Annotated in this window: 19 protein-coding genes; 13 read left to right on the top strand and 6 right to left on the bottom strand. The window is 46.2% G+C overall.

Going from position 1 to position 22,237, the window contains the following annotated elements:
- Positions 1 to 113: 113 nt before the first annotated feature.
- The 13 genes from aroK (at position 114) to ITG10_RS06315 (ending at position 16,159) form a co-directional block, all read left to right on the top strand.
- Complete coding sequence (gene aroK / locus ITG10_RS06375; RefSeq protein ID WP_009848907.1) at positions 114 to 632, top strand: shikimate kinase AroK; 519 nt, start codon at positions 114 to 116, stop codon at positions 630 to 632.
- Positions 633 to 657: 25 nt separating this feature from the next.
- A complete protein-coding gene (gene aroB, locus ITG10_RS06370) occupies positions 658 to 1,746 on the top strand; it encodes a 3-dehydroquinate synthase (RefSeq protein ID WP_017061124.1) in 1,089 nt (362 codons plus the stop codon).
- Between the two features lie 79 nt (positions 1,747 to 1,825).
- Positions 1,826 to 3,343, top strand: coding sequence for an AAA family ATPase (locus ITG10_RS06365; RefSeq protein ID WP_017632097.1), 1,518 nt, complete (start codon positions 1,826 to 1,828; stop codon positions 3,341 to 3,343).
- 69 nt (positions 3,344 to 3,412) lie between these two features.
- Positions 3,413 to 4,258 (top strand): Dam family site-specific DNA-(adenine-N6)-methyltransferase, encoded by an 846-nt coding sequence (locus ITG10_RS06360; RefSeq protein ID WP_017632098.1) that lies wholly within the window; start codon positions 3,413 to 3,415, stop codon positions 4,256 to 4,258.
- A gap of 204 nt (positions 4,259 to 4,462) precedes the next feature.
- A complete protein-coding gene (gene rpe, locus ITG10_RS06355) occupies positions 4,463 to 5,137 on the top strand; it encodes a ribulose-phosphate 3-epimerase (RefSeq protein WP_017068835.1) in 675 nt (224 codons plus the stop codon).
- Between the two features lie 102 nt (positions 5,138 to 5,239).
- Positions 5,240 to 5,926, top strand: a complete 687-nt coding sequence (locus tag ITG10_RS06350; RefSeq protein ID WP_017632099.1) for a phosphoglycolate phosphatase — start codon at positions 5,240 to 5,242, stop codon at positions 5,924 to 5,926.
- Between the two features lie 151 nt (positions 5,927 to 6,077).
- The gene (gene trpS, locus ITG10_RS06345; RefSeq protein WP_017632100.1) at positions 6,078 to 7,094 is read left to right on the top strand and encodes a tryptophan--tRNA ligase; all 1,017 of its coding nucleotides are present in this window, start codon (positions 6,078 to 6,080) and stop codon (positions 7,092 to 7,094) included.
- A gap of 385 nt (positions 7,095 to 7,479) precedes the next feature.
- The gene (locus tag ITG10_RS06340) at positions 7,480 to 10,074 is read left to right on the top strand and encodes an ExeM/NucH family extracellular endonuclease (RefSeq protein ID WP_017632101.1); all 2,595 of its coding nucleotides are present in this window, start codon (positions 7,480 to 7,482) and stop codon (positions 10,072 to 10,074) included.
- 200 nt (positions 10,075 to 10,274) lie between these two features.
- Positions 10,275 to 10,853, top strand: a complete 579-nt coding sequence (locus ITG10_RS06335; RefSeq protein ID WP_017632102.1) for an aminodeoxychorismate/anthranilate synthase component II — start codon at positions 10,275 to 10,277, stop codon at positions 10,851 to 10,853.
- 464 nt (positions 10,854 to 11,317) lie between these two features.
- Positions 11,318 to 12,529, top strand: coding sequence for an aspartate aminotransferase family protein (locus ITG10_RS06330; RefSeq protein WP_017632103.1), 1,212 nt, complete (start codon positions 11,318 to 11,320; stop codon positions 12,527 to 12,529).
- Between the two features lie 107 nt (positions 12,530 to 12,636).
- On the top strand, positions 12,637 to 13,656 hold the full coding sequence (gene astA, locus ITG10_RS06325; protein WP_017632104.1) for an arginine N-succinyltransferase: 1,020 nt from the start codon (positions 12,637 to 12,639) through the stop codon (positions 13,654 to 13,656).
- Positions 13,657 to 13,695: 39 nt separating this feature from the next.
- On the top strand, positions 13,696 to 15,153 hold the full coding sequence (gene astD / locus ITG10_RS06320; RefSeq protein WP_017632105.1) for a succinylglutamate-semialdehyde dehydrogenase: 1,458 nt from the start codon (positions 13,696 to 13,698) through the stop codon (positions 15,151 to 15,153).
- 214 nt (positions 15,154 to 15,367) lie between these two features.
- Entirely contained in the window at positions 15,368 to 16,159 is a 792-nt protein-coding gene (locus ITG10_RS06315; RefSeq protein ID WP_017632106.1) for a DUF1338 domain-containing protein, read from the top strand.
- 185 nt (positions 16,160 to 16,344) lie between these two features.
- Here the strand turns inward: ITG10_RS06315 and crp are convergent, their stop codons facing one another.
- The 6 genes from crp to ITG10_RS06285 form a co-directional block, all read right to left on the bottom strand.
- The gene (gene crp, locus ITG10_RS06310) at positions 16,345 to 16,977 is read right to left on the bottom strand and encodes a cAMP-activated global transcriptional regulator CRP (RefSeq protein ID WP_004410522.1); all 633 of its coding nucleotides are present in this window, start codon (positions 16,975 to 16,977) and stop codon (positions 16,345 to 16,347) included.
- 239 nt (positions 16,978 to 17,216) lie between these two features.
- A complete protein-coding gene (locus tag ITG10_RS06305) occupies positions 17,217 to 18,086 on the bottom strand; it encodes a phosphoribulokinase (RefSeq protein ID WP_017632107.1) in 870 nt (289 codons plus the stop codon).
- Positions 18,087 to 18,163: 77 nt separating this feature from the next.
- Entirely contained in the window at positions 18,164 to 18,376 is a 213-nt protein-coding gene (locus tag ITG10_RS06300; protein WP_017632108.1) for a YheU family protein, read from the bottom strand.
- Between the two features lie 129 nt (positions 18,377 to 18,505).
- Positions 18,506 to 19,498 carry a hydrolase gene (locus tag ITG10_RS06295; protein ID WP_017632109.1) on the bottom strand — a complete coding sequence of 331 codons (993 nt, stop codon included), beginning with the start codon at positions 19,496 to 19,498 and terminating at the stop codon, positions 18,506 to 18,508.
- Between the two features lie 294 nt (positions 19,499 to 19,792).
- Entirely contained in the window at positions 19,793 to 20,263 is a 471-nt protein-coding gene (locus ITG10_RS06290; RefSeq protein ID WP_017632110.1) for a TIGR02444 family protein, read from the bottom strand.
- A complete protein-coding gene (locus ITG10_RS06285; RefSeq protein ID WP_017632111.1) occupies positions 20,260 to 22,182 on the bottom strand; it encodes an ABC transporter ATP-binding protein in 1,923 nt (640 codons plus the stop codon). The genes ITG10_RS06290 and ITG10_RS06285 overlap by 4 nt, the downstream gene beginning before the upstream one ends.
- Positions 22,183 to 22,237 lie beyond the last annotated feature (55 nt).

The raw sequence follows: 22,237 nt of genomic DNA, 5'->3' as shown, positions 1-22,237 counted from the left end.
ATCACGAATTATCTGTGAGGAATCGGTGCCACGGGCCTTTTAATTTCAGTACTTGTACTGACCTACCTTGTGGCGATGTCATTGAATTAACGTTGTAAATTACTGCTAAAAACATGGCTGAGAAACGCAATATTTTTCTTGTTGGCCCAATGGGCGCCGGCAAAAGTACAATTGGTAGACACCTAGCTTCCCAACTTCATATGGAGTTTTTAGACTCTGACACTGTGATCGAAGAGCGCACTGGCGCAGACATCGCATGGGTTTTTGATGTTGAGGGCGAAGATGGTTTCCGTAAGCGCGAAGAATCTGTAATCAACGATCTGACAGAAGAACAAGGTATTGTTCTTGCGACAGGCGGTGGTTCAGTGCTGAGCAAAGAAAACCGTAACCGTCTATCTGCACGAGGCATTGTTGTATACCTAGAGACAACAATTGAAAAGCAACTTGCTCGCACTAACCGCGACAAGAAACGCCCTCTACTTCAAACAGACAACCCGCGTGATGTGCTAGAAGATCTAGCTGTATCTCGCAACGCACTATACGAAGAAGTGGCGGACTACACAGTTCGTACTGACGACCAAAGTGCAAAAGTGGTAGCCAACCAGATCGTAAAAATGCTAGAAGAACGTTAAGTTCATTTTTTCGGAGAGCAAACCCATGGAACGGATTACGGTCAATCTAGCTGAGCGTAGCTACCCAATCTCTATTGGCGCCGGGTTATTTGAAGACCCGGCGTACCTTTCTTTTTTATCAGGCAAACAGAAAGTTGTTGTTATCAGTAATGTGACAGTAGCGCCTCTTTATGCTGATAAAATTTTATCGCTATTGGATCAAGTCGGCTGTCAGACTTCTCTTTTAGAGTTGCCAGACGGTGAACAGTACAAAACCCTTGAAACGTTCAATTCAGTGATGAGCTACATGCTTGAAGGAAATTACAGCCGCGATGTGGTGGTGATTGCTTTAGGTGGTGGTGTTATCGGTGACTTGGTCGGTTTTGCTGCTTCTTGTTACCAGCGCGGTATTGATTTCATTCAAATCCCAACGACACTTCTTTCTCAAGTGGACTCTTCTGTAGGTGGTAAAACCGCAGTAAACCATCCCCTTGGTAAGAATATGATCGGCGCTTTTTACCAACCGAAATCTGTCATCATCGATACTAACTGTTTATCAACGCTTCCAGAGCGTGAGTTTGCAGCGGGTATTGCTGAGGTGATCAAATACGGCATCATTTACGATGAAGCCTTCTTTGATTGGTTGGAACAGAATCTAGAGAAACTTTATCAACTTGATGAAGAGGCACTGATTACCGCAATTGCTCGTTGTTGTGCAATTAAGGCAGAAGTGGTGGCTCTAGATGAAAAAGAGTCAGGAATCAGAGCGTTATTGAACCTAGGTCATACATTTGGTCATGCGATCGAAGCAGAACTAGGCTATGGTAATTGGCTACATGGTGAAGCTGTGTCGTCAGGCACTGTAATGGCAGCGAAAACTGCGCAATTACAGGGACTGATCTCTCAGCAGCAACTTGAGCGAATTATTTCTATACTCAAGAATGCGAAACTGCCAATCCATACGCCAGAAAGTATGTCTTTTGAAGACTTTATGAAGCACATGATGCGCGATAAAAAAGTACTGTCTGGTCAGTTACGTTTGGTATTGCCAACAAGTATTGGTACTGCTGAAGTGGTCGCTGATGTGCCTCAAGACATCATAAAACAAGCGATCGATTTCTGCCGTACTCTTTAAATTTGGTTGTGAGGTTGCCTAGTTAAACTCTAGGCAACTGAAGCGTTTTACTGATCGATCTTATCAGTAGGGATCCCCAATGAGTTTGGCTCATGAATTAAGAGTATTAGAGTTAGAATCTCAAGTTGAGCTGCTAGAGCGCTTACAGCTTTTGACTAACTTTGGCTCAAACCTAGTAACGGTGGCTGGTAAAACTGGCTCAGGCCGCTCTTGGTTAGCGCAGCGTTATCTTGAAGCGTGGTCGACAGAAAAAAATCAGTGTCTACTGCTTTGTCACCCAAGCCAAGACGATCAACAACGCCGTGCGCTTATTCTTAGCCAAATTGTTTCCGATCCACTCTTTAATCAACATGACTCTTTATCAGATAGCCTCACTCGGTTACTGGATGGAGATGCGTGTAATGTGGTTATCGTTGTTGATGATGCCCACCGACTCTCTGAGCTATTGGTATCCGAATTATGGATGTTGGTACTGGAAGCTCAATCAAACCCTCATTGGACGATCAATATCGTTCTCTTCTCGGATACGGGTCACTTAGACACGCTATTAACACGTCTGAGTTACGGCCAACAACACAAGCCTATCGATCTTGAAGTCGATGATCTTTCGCAACCAGAAGCTGAACATTTCTTTGAATCACTGGTGATTCGATATGTTGATGATGAGTCTGAAACTCGCGTGCGACGTGCGTTTAGTAAAGCGCAACCTCTGCCTGGCGAGTTAATGGCTTTAGGAGAATTGAAAGTGGAAAAAAGGATTATTATTCGCTCAATCATTGGCTCACCAATCAATATCGCGATTGTGGTGGCCCTGTTGCTGTTGTTAATTGGTGGTGGTTATTGGTGGATGTTCAGTCAACCTACACCAGACGATAAAGCGCAGTCGCTTATCGCACCGATTGAACAGACGGCTATCCCAACCTTTGAAGTGGAAAGCGGCACTGAGCAAACTGGTGTCGATGGAGCTGTTGATTCTGAAGCTGAAACCGACATGAGTTACCAAGGTGCGGATGATGACAGTTCGTCTCTGCCACCGACTGTCGTTGAAGATACCGCGAGTGTTGGAGAAGTCGAACAGGATCAGCAACGCGTTGTGATCACCTCTGACGTGGTTGATGCTCTGCTTGATGATAAACCTGAGAGTGCCGATACCAGCGCGATTGATGCGGCAGTTGAGGAAAACACAGGGGCAGCGGTTAGCGCACAACCTGATGCAGCACAAGCCGAGCCACAACTAATAGTCGATGAAGAATCAGATCTAACTGATTCAACGCCACCGACCAAAAAGATTACCTTCTCATTTGCTCGTGAAGAGTTACAAGCTATCTCGCCACGCGCGTATACCTTGCAGTTGAGTGCGATGACCTCATTGGAGGATGTACAATCTTTCATAGAAGAGTATGACCTTGAGAACAAGGTTCGTATCTACCCAACACTTCGTAACGACACCAAGTGGTTTATCATCACTTATCAAGATTACCCAACGATTCAAGTGGCGAGAGACGCGGTAAGTGCGTTATCAAAACCCCTTCAACAGTTGGAACCTTGGGCAAAATCGATGAATCAAGTGCATCGAGAGATAGAACGTGCGAAATAACCCTGAGCTTAGCCTCAAAATATGTTACATTCCGCAGCCTTATTTTTGAGTTGATAGATAGAGCAGTAAATGAAAAAGCAGCGTGCCTTTCTAAAATGGGCTGGTGGTAAATATGGCCTAGTTGAAGACATCCAACGTCACCTGCCACCTGCTCGTAAATTGGTAGAACCGTTTGTCGGTGCCGGCTCAGTATTCCTGAATACTGACTTTGAACAGTACCTACTAGCTGATATCAATCCCGATCTTATCAACCTGTACAATCTACTTAAAACCGATCCTGAAACCTATATCACGGAAGCGAAGCGTTGGTTCTGTCCTGAGAACAATCGCAAAGAAGCCTTTCTAGATATTCGCGCTCAGTTCAACGATACCGACAACGTCATGTATCGTTCGCTTGCCTTCTTGTACATGAACCGTTTTGGCTTCAATGGCCTGTGTCGTTACAACAAGAAGGGCGGTTTTAACGTTCCGTTTGGTTCTTACAAAAAACCTTACTTCCCAGAAGCCGAGCTGGAGTTTTTTGCTGAGAAAGCGAAAAAGGCCACTTTCGTTTGTGAGGGATACCATGAAACCTTTAGCCGTGCTCGCAAAGGCTGCGTGGTTTACTGTGATCCTCCGTACGCACCGTTATCGAATACCGCTAACTTTACCTCTTACGCAGGTAATGGCTTCAGCTTAGATGATCAGGCAGCCTTGGCTGATGTCGCTGAAAAAGCCGCAATGGAACGTGGTATTCCTGTTTTGATTTCAAACCACGATACGACACTAACGCGTCGCTTATATCATGGTGCGGAACTGAACGTGGTGAAGGTGAAGCGCACCATCAGTCGTAACGGCGCTGGGCGTAATAAAGTTGATGAGTTACTGGCGCTTTTCCATAAAGAGAAAAACCAGCAACACGTATCAGCGGAATAGCTCTGGTCAGAATCGCCGCCAAACTCATTAAATTGAGTGACCAACGGATACTTTCTTAAACTAATCTTTCGAACTGCTAGGATCTGCTTAGGTGCTTAGGTAGAATTGCACACCAAATAGTCTTGGGCTTGAGTCTTGTATTTGTGTATGAGAGAGCACCAAGGCGGTGACATTCGCAATTTACTCACTCTTAAGAGGTTTGGTATGAAAGATTTTCTAATCGCTCCATCGATTTTGTCTGCAGATTTTGCTCGTCTTGGTGAAGACGTAGAAAAAGTGTTGGCAGCTGGTGCTGATGTTGTGCACTTCGATGTGATGGACAACCACTACGTACCTAACCTGACTTTTGGCGCACCTATCTGTAAAGCACTGCGCGACTACGGCATTACTGCTCCTATCGATGTTCACCTAATGGTTAAGCCAGTCGACAGCATTGTGCCTGAGTTTGCGAAAGCGGGCGCATCAATGATTACCTTCCACGTTGAAGCATCAGAGCACATCGATCGCACTCTACAGCTCATCAAAGAACACGGCTGTAAAGCGGGTGTGGTTCTTAACCCTGCAACGCCTCTGTCTTGCCTAGATTACATCATGGATAAAGTAGACATGATTCTACTGATGTCTGTGAACCCTGGCTTCGGCGGTCAATCTTTCATTCCTCACACGCTAGATAAGCTACGTGCAGTTCGTAAGCTAATTGATGAGTCAGGCCGTGACATTCGCCTTGAGATTGATGGTGGCGTGAAGGTTGATAACATCCGTGAAATCGCAGAAGCGGGCGCGGATATGTTCGTTGCAGGTTCAGCTATCTTCAATCAACCAGATTACAAAGAAGTGATTGATGAGATGCGTGCAGAGCTTGCAAAAGTAAACGCATAATCGTAAAACTACAGATAGATTGAATATTAAGGGGCTAATTTGCCCCTTTTTTACGTCTTATAGCTCAACTCATAAGACGAACATAATAAATAGGAAAGTAAGATGTCATTAAGCTCAATAAAACTGATCGCCTTTGATTTGGATGGAACCTTGTTAGATAGCGTGCCTGATTTGGCCGTTGCTGCTGACCAAGCTTGTCAGGAGTTGGGCTTCCCTTCAGTGAGCGAAGAACAAGTTCGCGACTACGTAGGTAATGGTGCTGATGTTCTTATCGGACGTTCACTCAGCCGTAACCTGACGGTTGACCCAAGCCTAGAGCCAGAGCTACTGAAAAAAGCACGCATCCTGTTTGATGATTTCTACGAGCAGGGCGGTCACAAGCTGAGTCACCTTTACCCATCGGTTAAAGAGACGTTGGCTGAGCTGGATAAAGCAGGCTTCACCATGGCGCTGGTCACCAACAAGCCTTCGAAGTTTGTACCCGACGTACTGGCGCAACACGGTATCGATAAGTACTTTGTTGATGTGTTGGGCGGCGACTCTTTCCCAGAGAAAAAACCGAACCCAATCGCGCTGAACTGGTTGCTAGAAAAGCACAATGTTAAAGCGGAAGATATGCTGATGGTTGGCGATTCAAGCAACGACATTAAAGCGGCTAAGAATGCAGGCTGTCACTCGTTTGGTCTGACTTACGGTTATAACCACGGCGAGCCGATTTCAGCATCAAACCCTGACTATGTGGCGGATAACGTTGCTCAATTACTAGATGTCGTTCTAGTTTCAGCATAAAGCGTACAAAAGTTAGCTAACCCACTAGCAAAATACTTATCAATGAGTACACTGGATGAGCCGCGCAGAAAGAGCTGTGCGGCTTTTCTATATTTAAGTTAAGAAGCTAAGCGTTCAATAAACTTAGCGAATAAGCAAAGGAATTAAAACCATGAGCAAGCCCATCGTATTGAGTGGTGTTCAACCATCTGGTGAACTAAGTATCGGTAACTACTTGGGTGCTCTACGTCAATGGCAACAGATGCAAGATGATTACGATTGCCAATACTGTGTTGTAGACCTTCACGCAATTACGGTTCGCCAAGACCCGAAAGCACTGCATGAAGCGACTCTAGACGCACTAGCAATCTGTCTTGCTGTCGGTGTTGATCCAAAGAAGAGCACGCTATTTGTTCAGTCACACGTACCAGAGCATGCTCAACTTGGTTGGCTTCTTAACTGTTACACGCAAATGGGTGAACTGAGCCGTATGACTCAGTTTAAAGATAAGTCTGCACGTCACTCAAATGACGTAAACGTAGGCCTATACGACTACCCAGTGTTGATGGCTGCAGACATCCTGCTTTACGGTGCTCACCAAGTGCCAGTAGGTAGCGACCAGAAACAGCACCTAGAGCTAGCGCGTGATATCGCCACTCGTTTCAACAACATCTACGGCCCTGAAGCGCCAATCTTCCAAGTGCCAGAACCTTACATTCCAACAGTGAATGCACGTGTAATGAGCCTGCAAGATGCGACTAAGAAGATGTCTAAGTCGGATGATAACCGTAAGAACGTGATTACTCTGCTAGAAGAGCCTAAGTCGATCATCAAGAAGATCAACAAAGCGCAAACTGATGCAGAAACGCCACCACGCATTGCTCACGATTGGGAAAACAAAGCGGGTATCTCTAACCTGATGGGTCTTTACTCAGCAGCGACGGGTAAAACGTTTGAAGAGATCGAAGCGCAATACCAAGGCGTTGAGATGTACGGTCCATTCAAGAAAGATGTAGGCGCAGCATTGGTTGAGATGCTTGAGCCGATTCAAGCTGAATACCACCGTATCCGTGCTGACCGTGCTTACATGGACGCAGTAATGAAAGCGGGTGCTGAAAAAGCGTCTGAGCGTGCTGCAGTAACATTGAAAAAAGCATATGAAGCAGTAGGTTTTGTTACTCGCCCATAGGGTGAACTAACACAACTCGCTTGAGAATTTGAGCCCAAAGTAGCTTCTGTTTACTTTGGGCTTTTTAATGCCCATTCCATTTGCCCTCCTAGAAATCCCCTTGTTTGAATTGATAATTTACGCAGTATCTGACTAGCATATCCATAATGTTAATGCTGTGCCGATGATCTTATTCAGCACTTCTGGACTTTATAAATTCATGCTCATTTCTATATTTGTTGGAAATATATAACGTGCCAAACAATTGATGATTCCAAAGTGATAAGTTCCTCATTTTCTTGCCAACTGACTTATTCCTTTCATAAATAAACCTGATAGTTACCACAAAATACATGACTGCCCATAGATGGCAGTGACTATAAATCAATGAACTCAGGTGAAACGGATGGCTCTTTTACACAAACCTTCATTGCTAGCAGTGGCAATTGGTAGCTTGTTAACCACAAGCGCACACGCTGATTTGTTTATTTCACAATATGTGGAAGGCGGCAGCTACAACAAAGCGGTTGAGATCGCCAATAACGGCGATAGCAGCATTAACTTAGATGGTTACTCACTGGCTAAGTCAGCCAATGGCAACGGATCATGGGGCGCCACTTTACCTTTAGATGGCCACGTTTTAGCGCCCGGTGAGGTGCTTGTTGTTGCTCATACCAGTGCCAGTGATGAGATTAAGGCAGTCGCTGACATTCTCAACGCTTCATTGGCTAATCATAATGGCGACGATCCACTGGCGATCCTAAATTCAGACTCAAGCGTGCTGGATATGATTGGTGTGATGGGCGATGTAGACTGGGGCAAAGACGTCACCTTGGTTCGTGCTGAACAAACACCATCGGCGACGTTTGACGCTTCACAGTGGGTATCGCTACCAAAAGACAGCATTGAAGGCCTAGGTTCACTAGACAATGTTGAGTTGCCAGAAGCCTTCGCTTGTACGCAAGATGGCTCTGAGCCAGTATTCACCACCATTCAAGAAATCCAAGGTGAGGGCGCTACATCGCCATTCATCGATGGCTACCCGTACATCACCGACGATGAGTACTTCGTAAAAGGCGTGGTTAGCGCGGTGACAACGGGCCTAACCAAAGGCTTCTACCTGCAAGCACTTGAGGATGACTTCAATTCAAGCACCTCTGAAGGTCTATTTATTCACACCAACCAGTCAAGCTCAGACTTAGCTGCGGGCGATGTGGTGTGTGTGAAAGGCAAGGTTCAAGAATACTACAGCCACACTCAGCTTAAAGTTGAAAACAACCAATGGCTAAAACAGGGCGAGCAACAAGCCCCTGAAGCGACGACGATTGAAGCGCTGGACAGTGATGAGAACTTTGCTGCAACGCTTGAACGCTACGAAGGCATGTTGGTTAAAACAACCGAAGCGCTTGATATGCGTGTGACGCGTACCTTTGGTTATGACTACGCAGGTCGTCGTAACAACATGGTTCTGGCGCATGAGCGTATCAACATGCAACCGAACCAGCTTTTCGCCGCAGGTTCTGATGAAGCGAAACAGCAAACAGAAGACAACGCTGATCGTCGTCTTTTCGTAGAAACGGATCAAAAAGCGGGTGATGGCCAAGTTCCTTTCTACCCAGATTTTGGCCGTATCGACATCGACCAAGATGGTTCGACTGAAGACTACATCCGTATCGATGACACCATTGTCGGCCTAGAAGGTGTATTGACTTACAGCTACGGTGAATACCGCTTAATTGCGACTAACCAGATCTCGGCTGAAAACTTTGTTCGTAACGACCCACGTACTGATAAGCCAGACATGGATGAAGGTGACCTACGTATCGCGACCTTCAATGTCTTGAACTACTTCAACTCTCCATTTGGCGGTGATGCGAACCAGCACGGCAACAACCGTGGCGCGAACACCATCACTGAGTTTGAAATGCAGCAAGAGAAGATTGTGAACGCGATTCTTCGTCTAGACGCTGACATCATTGGTTTGATGGAAATTGAGAACAACGGCTTTGGTGAAGGTTCTGCTATTCAACAGCTTGTGAATCAGTTGAATGACCGCATTGAGCGTAAGAAAGATCGTTATACGTTTGTCGCTGTTGATTCAAATGAAGATGGCGTAACCGACGAGATGGACTCGATTGGTACTGACGTAATCACTACGGGTGTTATCTACCGTAAGAAGGTAGTGAAGCTTAAAGATAGCCGTGTTATCGCGATGCCAAGCCAACAAGCACCAGAAGTGTTAGACGATTCAGGTAAGGTGATTGAAGACGGTAAGAACTACCAGCGTGACTCATTAGCGCCAACCTTCAAAGTTAAAGGTACCAAAGAGAAACTGACCGTAGCGATTAACCACTTTAAATCGAAAGGCTCTAAGTGTTGGGAAGATGCAGCACCGGTTGAGCAGGGTGGTCAAGGTGGTGTTGATGCCGATAAGCAAGGCTCATGTGAGAACTTCCGTGTGGCTGCGGCAGTCGCACTGGGTGAAGCGCTTGATGGTATCAAAGGTCATAAAGTGATTCTGGGTGATATGAACTCGTACGGCATGGAAGATCCAATGCTGGTGCTAACTGATTACTCTGAAGAGAAATACGGTAAGCAAATCAAAGCGGCACGTAACACTTACATTGATGGTGTTGAACAGTTTGGTGATATCGGTGCGGTGATTACTAAGAACTACGGTTATATTAATGCTGTAGCTCAAAAGCACCCAGACAGCTGGAGCTACTCATACAATGACGAAGTGGGCGCACTGGATCACCTGTTGATCAGCGCCAGCCTGAAAGACATGGTGGTGGATGCAACGGACTGGCACATTAACGGTGGCGAATCTACGTTATTTGACTACAACGAAGAGTACAAAGGCGATCTGCCTAAGTACCAAGATCACTTCCGTTCATCGGATCATGATCCTGCGGTTCTTGAGCTCAGAGTCGGCGGTTCATTCGGCTTGGGTGCATTGATGTCATTGTTTGGTCTAGCAATGTGGCGTCGTCGCAAGTAGCTAAATCGTAAGTAGATTAGCAAGCCATACAAGCAAGCCAATTCAGATAACTTAAGGCTATCTGTAAACAATTAAGGTCAACCTAGGTTGGCCTTAATTATTGGCGAAATGCAGTTTCCACTTGCCTTTCGCTATGGGTATTGCACAATACCGCCCCTATATCTCCCAATCCTTTAGTATTTAGCAAACGATTTCGACCCATGTTACTTATCATCGATAACTACGACTCCTTTACCTATAACTTATATCAGTATTTCTGTGAGTTAGGGGTAACTGTAAAAGTTGTACGCAACGATGAGATTGATATCGCAGGGATCGAAGCGCTGAATCCTAGCCACCTTGTTATCTCGCCGGGTCCTTGTACACCGGATGATGCGGGAATCTCTCTGCAAGTCATTGAACACTTCATTGGCAAGCTGCCGATCTTAGGTGTGTGTCTTGGTCACCAAGCCATTGCTCAAGTGTTTGGTGGTGAAGTAGTGAGAGCCAGACAAGTGATGCACGGTAAAACTTCTCCGATACGCCACAATGGTAAGAGTGTTTTTCACGGATTGAACAACCCGTTGACCGTGACACGTTACCACTCACTCGTGGTGAAAAATGGCACGCTACCAGACTGCTTTGAACTGACGTCTTGGACGGAATTTGAAGATGGCAGCATGGATGAGATCATGGGTTATCAACACAAAACCTTGCCGATTGATGCGGTGCAATTTCACCCTGAATCGATTAAAACAGAGCAAGGACACCAGCTTCTCGCTAACTTCCTAGCACGCTGAGTGTTTAAATTTGACCCTTTCTCCGTCTAAATAAGCCAGCTAAACCTGTCAGTCCATTCGTTAAGCGTTTAAATTCGGGCTTTACGCGCCTCTCTCCCTCTGACGCCGATCACTTTTTATAACATTTCTCTCTCGCTTCGCTAAGTTTTTAGCCTATGCAAAATTATTCGCCTTATTTCCTCTCGAACCCTATATACCGCTGTGCCAGTAAGGCTTTGCTATTGCTGGTTATACGTTTAGGTAAAAAAAGCTTCATAAAACAGATTAATTGATGCATAAATAGTCATAGGTAGTGACGTTTAGCTGGTTGTTAGGGATGGCTAAAGAATAATCTACTATTGAAAAGGTTAATTAAATGTAAATATAATGCTGCAGCGGGATTATGGCGAGACAAAATATCTTTGTCTCACTTATGAACCATTACGCTTATTTGCGAAGCTTGCGGTATCGAGAAGGAATGTACGATGACAGTGGAAAATAAAGTAGAACGTAGTCTGTTTAATGAGGTGATGGTGCCTTGTTATAACCCAATGGAAATGATCCCGGTAAAAGGGGAAGGCGCACGCGTTTGGGACCAACAAGGCCGAGAGTATATCGACTTTGCTGGTGGTATCGCTGTGAGCTGTTTGGGTCACTGTCACCCGGCAATGGTTAACGCAGTTACTGAGCAAGCAAACAAGATTTGGCACCTAAGTAACGTGATGACCAACGAACCTGCACTGCGTCTAGCGAAAAAGCTAACAGACGTATGTTTTGCAGAAAAAGTATTCTTTGCAAACTCTGGCGCAGAAGCGAATGAAGCAGCACTTAAGCTAGCTCGTCGTTGGGCGGCGGATGTTCACGGTCCTGAGAAATCTGAAATCATTGCATTCAAACAAGGTTTCCACGGTCGTACTTTCTTTACTGTAACGGTTGGTGGTCAAGAGGCTTACTCTGATGGCTTCGGTCCAAAACCTGGCGATGTGACTCACCTGCCTTACAATGATATTGCAGCGCTAGAAGCGCACATCTCTGATCGTACTTGTGCCATCATGATGGAACCTCTGCAAGGCGAGGGCGGTATCATTTCTCCAACGTCTGAATTCGTGAACACAGTTCGTGAACTGTGTGACAAACACAATGCACTGCTTATCTTTGATGAAGTGCAAACAGGTAATGGCCGTACTGGTAATTTCTATGCTTACCAAGGTCTAGGTGTAACACCAGACATCTTGAGCACAGCAAAATCTCTAGGTGGTGGTTTCCCTATCGGCGCAATGCTCACAACTTCTGAACTTGCGACACACCTAAAAGTCGGCACGCATGGCTCTACTTACGGTGGTAATCCACTGGCGTGTGCAGTGGCAGAAGCGGTGGTTGATGTCGTTAGCCAACCTGAAACTCTGGCCGGCGTGAAAGAGCGCGAAGCTCTGTTCCGCGATGGCCTAGCGAAGATTAACGATAAGTACCAAATTTTCAGTGAAGTTCGTGGTAAAGGCCTATTGCTAGGTGCTGCACTCAACGACGAATGGCAAGGACGTGCACGTGACGTATTAGTAGCAGCAGGCGAACAAGGCTTGATGGTACTGGTTGCGGGTACAAACGTGGTTCGTTTTACTCCATCGCTGGTTATCACTACACAAGAAATTGAAGAAGGCTTATCAAAACTAGACAAAGCAATCGCTACGCTAGTTTAGCCTGAGCGGCGTCATAGGAATGATCGCCACTAGAGCGATCCCATGACGTTCTGCTAAAGGCCCAAGCTTCTGGTTTTGGGCCTATTTTGCATCTGGAGGGAATATTGATGCTAGTTGTTCGCCCAATAAAACTATCTGATTACGATGCGCTGCATACCTGCGCCGTTGAGTCAGGACATGGATTCACATCTCTTCCGGTTAACGAAGAACTGTTAACTAACCGTATTACTCACTCTGAATACAGCTTTGCCAAACAAGACGTGACTGAACCCGGTGACGAAGGCTACCTAATGGTTGGCTTCGACACTGAAACCGGTGAAGTTGCGGGTACCACAGGCATTGAAGCTTCAATTGGTTGGGATGTTCCATTTTACTCTTACCATATCAGTAAAGTGGTTCACTCATCGCAAAAGCTTGGCGTGAATAACGTCGTGAAGCTGCTGACTTTCGGTAACAACTACACGGGATGCAGTGAGATTTGTACGCTGTTCTTGCGTCCGGCTTTCCGTGGTGGATTGAATGGCCGTTTGATGTCGAAGTGTCGCTTCTTGATCATGTCTGAGCACCCTGAGCGTTTCTCGAAAACGATTTTTGCTGAGATGCGTGGTGTATCGGATGCAGAAGGCAATTCTCCTTTCTGGCAATGGCTGCAAGAGCATTTCTTCTCGATTGATTTCACGCTTGCCGATTACCTAACCGGTATTGGCAAGAAAGGCTTCATTGCTGACCTAATGCCAAAGCTACCTATCTACGTGAACCTACTGAGCAAAGAAGCTCAGGCGGTGATTGGAGAGGTACATGACAATACACGTCCTGCACTTAAGTTGCTGGAGCGTGAAGGTTTCACTAACCGTGGTTATGTCGACATCTTTGATGCGGGCCCGACGGTTGAGTGTGATCTTAGAAACATCGAATCGGTGCGTCACTCAATTCGAGCACAGGTTCAAATTGCAGAGCACTCTAGCTCTAAAGACTTCCTAATTGGTAATACCTCGTTTGAGAACTTCCGCGCAGTAGCCGCGAAAGGTGCGTATGACCAAGCAAGCGACACAGTGATTTTATCACCTGAAGTAGCAAGCGCTCTTGAAGTAAAAGAAGGCGAATACGTTCGCATGTTGGCTCAATAAGAGCGGCGATTATCTGTCGAAGATTTTAAGGATAGAAGTATGACTCAGTGGATAGCAGGACAATGGGTGGCAGGTCAAGGTGACGCCATGACATCAGTAAGCCCATACAACAACGAAGTAGTGTGGCAAGGTGATAGTGCAACACCAGCACAGGTTGAATCTGCAGTAGCAGCGGCTCGTGAAGCGTTTCTAGTTTGGAAAAAGCTGAGCTTTGCTGAGCGCGAAGCGATCGTGTTGAAGTTCGCAGAAAAAGTGAAAGAGAACAGCGAAGAGATCGCGCAAATTATCGCAAAAGAGACGGGTAAGCCTATTTGGGAAACTCGCACTGAAGCGGGCGCGATGGCAGGTAAGATCGCTATCTCTATCCGTGCTTACCACGAGCGTACTGGTGAAGCTTCACGTGAAGCGGCAGGCAACCAAATCGTACTTCGTCACCGTCCATTGGGCGTGATGGCGGTATTTGGTCCTTACAACTTCCCAGGTCACCTACCTAACGGTCATATTGTTCCAGCTCTGCTATCGGGCAACACCGTAGTATTCAAACCTTCAGAGCAGACGCCTTGGACGGGTGAGTTCGCAATGAAGCTATGGCAAGAAGCGGGTCTTCCTGCTGGCGTAATCAACCTAGTGCAAGGCGCTAAAGAGACTGGCATCGCACTGGCTGACGCTAAAGGTCTTGATGGCGTGCTATTTACGGGTAGTGCCAATACGGGTCATATCCTGCACCGCCAATTCGCGGGTCAACCGGGCAAGATGCTGGCACTAGAAATGGGCGGCAACAACCCTATGGTGATCAGTGACCAATACGGTGATGCGGACGCAACGGTATACACCATTATCCAATCGGCGTTCATCAGTGCAGGTCAACGTTGTACATGTGCTCGTCGCCTGTATGTTCCTGTTGGTGAGAAGGGCGACCTACTGATCGATAAGCTGGTCGCGGCTACGCAAAAGATTCGTGTTGATCAGCCTTTTGCTGAGCCTGCACCATTCATGGGCCCACAGATCTCAGAAGCCGCTGCTAAGTTTATTTTAGATGCACAAGCGAATCTGCAATCGCTAGGTGGTGTAAGCCTAGTAGAAGCAAAAGCGGGTGAAGCGGCGTTTGTTTCTCCGGGTATTATTGATGCCACCAACATTGCTGAACTACCAGATGAAGAGTACTTCGGTCCATTGCTACAAGTGGTTCGTTACCAGTCACTTGAGCAAGCGGTTAAACTAGCTAATGACACACGCTTTGGTTTGTCTGCTGGTCTAGTATCGACAGACGATTCTGAATGGGAATACTTCGTTGACCATATCCGCGCGGGTATTGTTAACCGTAACCGCCAACTCACAGGCGCAAGTGGTGATGCACCATTTGGTGGTCCGGGTGCTTCTGGCAACCTACGCCCAAGTGCTTACTATGCGGCGGACTACTGTGCTTACCCAATGGCTTCAATGGAAGGTGGTGAAACTCAACTGCCAGCTACGTTTAGCCCAGGTATCGAGCTGTAGTTTAGATTGATATTGAGCTAAGGCTCATTCATTAGTTATGAGATAAGGAAGCGGCGTATCGCTTCCTTATTTTAACCACGCTCAGCATCAAGATTGGGCGGTAGATAATAATAGAACAAGTATGTCACAGGCTGATGGCTGCTGACTCTATGTCCAGCCTCTCCCTTTCTAATCCATATTACTAGCTTGCTAGAACCTCTGACAAGGAGTCACCATGACGCCCGATCTACTCTTTAAATCACTATGGGATGATTACATTCATAGGCTTTGTCCATCGGCTGAGAAAGTACACCACTTGCTGAAGGAAGATGAAGCGCTGATTAACGATCATATTGCACTGCGTACTTTCAATGTAGCTCCGCTGGGTATTGAAACACTGGCTAAGCCTTTTCTTGAGCTAGGTTATAAAGCGTGTGGCGATTACTTATTTGAGAGCAAGAAGCTAGTCGCGAAGCATTACGAGCATCCAGATCTAAAACAGCCGAAAGTGTTCATCAGTGAGTTGAAGGTAGAAGAGTGCTCAAGTGAGCTACAACAGATCGTTGCTAAGCTCGTTGAGCAAGTCGATGCAAGCAAGCTGCAAGGTCATGAATTCCTGTTTGGCGGACGCCTTTGGGATTTAAGCTTCGCAGATTTCCAAGTGCTGGCAAAAGAGAGTGAATACGCGTCTTGGTTAGCGGCCCATGGTTACGGTGCCAACCACTTTACGGTGAGCGTAAATCAACTTAACGCCTTTGATGAAGTTCAGGCCGTGAATGACTATCTGATCGAATCGGGTTTCACTATCAATGCATCTGGTGGTGAGGTTAAAGGCTCTCCAGAGGTCTTATTAGAGCAATCATCAACAATGGCAGACAAAGTCCCAGTTTCATTTGTTGAAGGCAATGAGATGATTCCTGGAGGCTTCTATGAGTTCGCTAAGCGTTATGCGATGGCGAATGGTGAGCTTTACACCGGCTTTGTTGCGGCATCGGCGGACAAGATCTTCGAAAGCACTAACGGTTAAAGAAAGATTCGAGCACGAGCTTTGCCCTAAAGATGCGGGTACGCTTCGCTTCGAGAGTGTTTGCGTTTGGAAGTTGTAATTGTTCCATTCGCATCTCGCATCTGCTCTGTAAATCTTATAGATAATAAAAAAGCCACCAAATTTGCATTTGGTGGCTTTCAAATTTTTGGCTCAGTTAATCGAGATTAACGAGTGCCGTATACCACGATAGTTTTACCGTGTGCAGAAATTAGGTTCTGCTCTTCTAGCATCTTCAAGATACGACCTACTGTCTCACGAGAACAACCAACGATCTGGCCAATCTCTTGACGAGTGATCTTGATTTGCATGCCGTCAGGGTGAGTCATTGCATCTGGCTGTTTCGCTAGGTTTAGTAGCGTTTGAGCGATACGACCTGTTACGTCAAGGAACGCTAAGTCACCAACCTTTTGGCTAGTTACTTGTAGGCGGCTTGCCATTTGCGCTGAAAGGCGCATCAGGATGTCTGGGTTCACTTGGATAAGTTGACGGAATTTCTTGAAAGAAATTTCAGCTACTTCACAAGGAGATTTAGCACGAACCCAAGCAGTACGCTCTTGGTCTTCTTCGAACAAGCCTAGCTCACCGATGAAGTCGCCTTGGTTTAGGTAAGAAAGAATCATTTCCTTACCTTCTTCGTCTTTGATAAGAACTGCCACAGAACCTTTAACGATGTAGTACAAGGTTTCTGCCTTTTCACCAGCATGAATCAAAGTACTTTTTGAAGGGTACTTATGAATATGACAGTGTGAAAGGAACCACTCTAATGTTGGATCGGTTTGAGGTTTACCTAGAACCATAATATCTCACTTCCTCTGCAGGGTATGCTTGCCGCTTTCCGTATTTTAGCTAAGCCTGGATTGACTTGTAGGATAAGAGCACTCGTTGAGCGCTGCAAGCTATCTTGTGTTTCGTTTAAGAATAGTATCCTTTTTCAGGTACTATTTCTTGATTTTAATCGTGACCAAGCTACGATTTTTTACGCAAAATTGTGCACATGATCACGGTATGAAAAGTAATCAACCAGAATGTCGTTTTGTTAACCTATTTTTCCGGTTTCGATGAGTTGTTGTAGGATTGGCCTTACAATGAGCTCCATAGCAAAACTCATCTTGCCCCCTGGCACCACTAGCGTGTTATGACGAGACATAAATGAGCCGTCAATCATTGCCAAAAGGTAAGGGAAATCGACGTTTTTGATGCCACGCAAACGTATAACTACGAAGCTTTCGTCTAAACTTGGAATCCCTTTGGCGTTGAGTGGGTTCGATGTATCTACGGTTGGAACACGCTGAAAGTTGATATGCGTACGTGAAAACTGCGGGGTAATATAGTTAAGGTAATCATCCATTGAACGTACAATAGAGTCCATTACCGCTTCGCGAGAGTGGCCACGATCGCGTGTGTCACGAACGAATTTCTGAATCCATTCTAGGTTTACGATAGGCACCATGCCAATCAGCAGATCGACGTGTTGAGAGACATTGATATCGCCATCAACGACACCGCCGTGCAGGCCCTCGTAAAACATCACATCGGAATTTTCAGGGATATCTTGCCATGGCGTGAAGGTGCCCGGCATTTGATTATAAGGAACAGCTTCATCGAAGGTGTGTAGGTAACTACGTACTTTACCGGTGCCTTCGTTCCCGTATTGACGGAAGAACTCTTCTAATGCACCAAAGTCGTTGGCTTGTGGACCAAAGTAGCTAATGTGCTTACCTTGCTCGCGCGCCTTGCGGATCTCGACATCCATTTCTGGTCGAGTGAATCGGTGGAAACTATCCCCTTCTACCCAAGCAGCCTTCACGTCCATCATATTGAACATTTTGCGGAAGGCTTCTGAGGTAGTGGTGGTGCCGGCTCCAGATGAACCCGTCACCGCAATAATTGGATGTTTAGCGGACATGACAACCCTTGTCGTTTGAGTAACTTACTTGTTAGCAATCGTTTTCCACTATAACACGGCTCCTTTCTAAGCGCAGCCTAGAAGCGTTTTGTCACCTGGATATCAACGGTCTCGTGCAGTTCGGAAAACACGATGCTCACGTCACCAGAAGCTAATTGATGTTTCACCTGATCAATCTTGCTTTGCAGTGAGATCTCAACGTCGCCATAGTCTGTGCCTTCACGCAGCACGAATTCTTTGATGAGGTTTTCCAGTGTCTCTGGCGCGATGTCTTGCCATGGGATGATCATAAATACTTCTCTCTTTTATGTTCATTGATATGTTGATGAGTGTGTCTAGTGATGTTTTTAGTACAATCCCAATTTGGGGCTGCGCTATCTTACCAAGGTTTCGCGTTTATATTTAGCAAGGCTTCGTCGTTATGCTGAACCTTGGATACTCTCATAATACGCAGGTAAGGCTTCCTCTAACCAGAATCGTGGTTTGAGTGTGCTACCAGTGATAAATCCTACATGGCCGCCTTTCTGAAATAGGCGATAATCGATGTTATCCGGTAGAACGAATTTTGGAATCACATCATCGGTCATGAAAGGATCGTCTTTGGCGTGAATGATCTGTGTCGGTAGTTTGATTTTATTGAGCTTAGGAAGAGCGGAGCACTGTGCGTAGTAGTCTTGCGCGTTTTTGAAGCCGTGCAGGGGCGCAGTAATTCGTTCATCAAACTCATACAGCTTGTCGATCTTCTTGATGGATTCAGCCGTGATGCCGAGTTTCTCTTGCAACAGCTTCACCTTTTTCAACGCATTCGATTTGAGTGAATTAAGCAGGTACTTCTTATAGAGCTTCGAGAATCCGCGTTCTATGCGACTTGAACAACAGGCCAAGTCAAAGGGGGCGGAGACTATTGTTGCTGCTGACAACAGTGGGTCATCTGCGTATTCCGCCAAATAGTTTGCCAACATGTTTCCTCCCAAGGAGATGCCAACCGCCACCTTTGGGTTATTGGGAAACTGAGCGTGTAGATGCCTGAGGAAGAAGCGAGCGTCTTCAACTTCACCGGAGTGATATGCGCGAGCCAAGCGATTCGGTTTTCCGCTACAGCCTCTAAAGTGCATCATCACCGACAGCCAACCATCTTTAGCAAACGCATTCATTAGTCCATTGGCATAAGGGCTCTCAAAACTGCCTTCCAAACCGTGGAACAGCACGAATATCGGTTTGTTCTTTATATCGTCACTATTTGGATTGTCGCCATCTGGCGATTCGCTCCAAGCAAGGTCTAGAAAGTCACCATCGGGTGTTTCTAAGGTTTGCCATTGCGGGTTGAACAACGCCTGCTTTCTAATAAATCGTGGCACTAAGGTTTGTAAGTGCGGATTAGATAGACCAGCTGCTGCGGTAAATATTGTCATAAAACAGTCCATGCTTCTTTTATGGGCTTTGGTAAAGTGTTGAGCTTTTAGCAGAACGCCCACGTTTTTATTTGAGCTTGGTTGATTCTCGGCATAAGCGCAAGGGTTTCACTGATACGGGCAACAAAAATATGTCATGGGTAACTGATTGAATAATATCGGAGTTAGGCTTGTTACTTACTATATAAGTGGCGTGTTCTACCAATAGTATGTACCCGTTATGCTGTAAACATCGATAACGATAGAGCTCAGACAAGCTTTGATCTTGATTGAATAAAAGGGAAAGGAAACGGGTTAGGGCTGAGGTGCTGGTTCAGAAAATGCGTCATAGAGGTTTTCAGCCCCAAGTAAACGGCAGTATTGAAATGCGAGAGGCGATTGCTGATTGGTGTACAACTCTAGGGAGTTAATACAATCGACGAGATCGGACTGCTGTTGTTTCTCAAGCTGCAATTCAAACTGTAAGGCTTCACGGTAGAGTGAATCCACAACGTGTGCCTTGAGGTGCTTGCGCAGCTCTCGATAACTATGGAGCAAGGTTTCAGAGCGGCTTAAGCACTGTTGTACTTTGTGCCACTCTTCTTCCGCAAAGGAGAGTTGCTGCTCATCAAGCCATTTTAGAAGCAGCAGTAGATTGACGTTGCCGTGGAACTGGTTTTGCAAAGCTAAGCACGCATCCTTTACACCGCGCACACTGTAATACTGAAGGCTAAATTGCCATAGTCGTTCCAGTGTTAGTGATATTGGGGCGTGCTCTGGGCTCATAAGCTATCCATATCCTGTTCCATCTGCTCAAGCTCTTCTTGAGTGGACATCCAATCCATTTCAACTTCTTCTAGCTGTGATTTACTGCTCGCTTGTAGAGCGAGTACTTTATTCAGTTTAGCCTTATTTTCAGCTTCATACAGTGAAGTGTCTGATAATTCTTGCTCGGCTTCTTCAAGAGCCTGCGTCAGCTTATCCATCTGCTTTTCAAATTGAGTCAGCTTTTTACGCAGTGGCGCAGTCAGTTTTCGGAACTCGGCTTCTTTGCGTTTCTGCTCTTTTTTCGCTGCTGCACTGTTGGCGCCATCTTTCGCTGGTGCCAATGCTTGTGCTTCTTTGCGCTCAACTTTTTGTTGTTCGGTTAACCACTTGTAGTAATCGCTTAGGTCGCCATCAAACGGTGCCACTTGGCGATCATGTACTAAGTACAGGTCATCTGTGGTTGCACGCAGTAGGTAACGGTCGTGCGATACGATAACCATCGCGCCTTCAAACGTCTGCAATGCAAAAGTCAGCGCCTGACGCATGTCGAGATCCAAGTGGTTGGTTGGTTCATCGAGTAGCAATAGGTTAGGTTTTTGCCATACCAGTAGTGCCAATACCAAACGCGCTTTTTCACCACCTGAGAATGGCGCCACTTTATCCAGTGCTTTTTCACCTTGGAAGCCAAAGCTACCTAGGTAATCACGCAGTTGTTGCTCTGTATGCTTAGGTGCAATCTGCATCATGTGTTGCAGCGGTGTTTCTTCTGGGTGCAGCGTTTCTAATTGGTGCTGTGCGAAGTAGCCAATTTTAACGCCTTGCGAATAGCTAAGCTCACCACCTTGCTGTTTCAGCTCACCTGAAAGCAGTTTGATCAGTGTTGATTTACCTGCGCCATTTCGACCAAGCAGACCAATGCGGCTGCCCGGTACTAGGTTTAAGCGAATCTTTTCTAGAATCAGATTGTCATCGTAGCCTGCAGATACCTCGTCCATCATCATGATTGGGTTTGGTAGGGCGTCTGGCTCTCTGAACTCAAAGCTGAATGGGTTATCAAACTGAGCGGGTAGCACTTGCTCCATTTTCTCTAGCGCTTTAATACGGCTTTGTGCTTGGCGAGCTTTTGAAGCTTTGTAGCGGAAACGGTCAATGTAGCTCTGCATGTGCGCCATTTGTTTCTGCTGCTTCTGGAACATCGCTTGTTGCAGGATCAGCTTTTGCGCTCGTTGAGTTTCAAACGATGAGTAGTTACCCGTGTATTCGTTAAGCTGTTGGTTTTCAACATGGACAATACGGTTGACGATAGGGTCTAGGAAGTCTCTATCGTGCGAGATAAGCACTAGCGTGCCCGGGTAGGTTTGTAACCAACGCTCTAGCCACATTACTGCGTCTAAATCCAAGTGGTTGGTCGGCTCATCGAGCAGCAATAAGTCACTGCGACACAGTAGGGCTTGCGCTAGGTTCAAACGCATACGCCAACCACCTGAGAACTGAGTCAGGTTCCATGTCATTTGTTCTTGGCTAAAGCCTAGGCCGTCCAACAACTCGGCAGCACGTGCCTTGATGCTGTAACCACCAATGGTTTCGATCTTGCCGTGGATCTCTGCGACCAATGTGCCGTTGTCGGCTTGTTCCGCTTTCTCTAGTTGATCTTCAAGGCCGCGGTATTCCCGGTCGCCATCAATCACGTATTCAATTGCTGTTCTTTCTAATGCAGGCGTTTCTTGAGCAACCCAAGCCATTTCCCAATGCGCTGGTTTGCTGAATGAGCCGGCATCAATAGACAGTTCGTCCTTAATTAAGGCGAACAGCGTAGATTTACCACAGCCGTTTTTACCAACCAAACCGATCTTGTCGCCAGGGTGAAGAGTGGCAGATGCTTGGTCAAGGAGTGGCTTACCGCCGCGTAGCAATTGAATATCAGAGAAAGTAATCATATAGAGATAGCATAGAAATTAGAGGTGAACAGACGCCTGCATAGTAGGCTGAAAC

This window comes from Vibrio sp. ED004, assembly GCF_023206395.1.
GTDB lineage: Bacteria > Pseudomonadota > Gammaproteobacteria > Enterobacterales > Vibrionaceae > Vibrio.
Note: the sequence above shows the minus strand (reverse complement) of the source record. Positions and strands in the feature narration are given on the sequence as shown.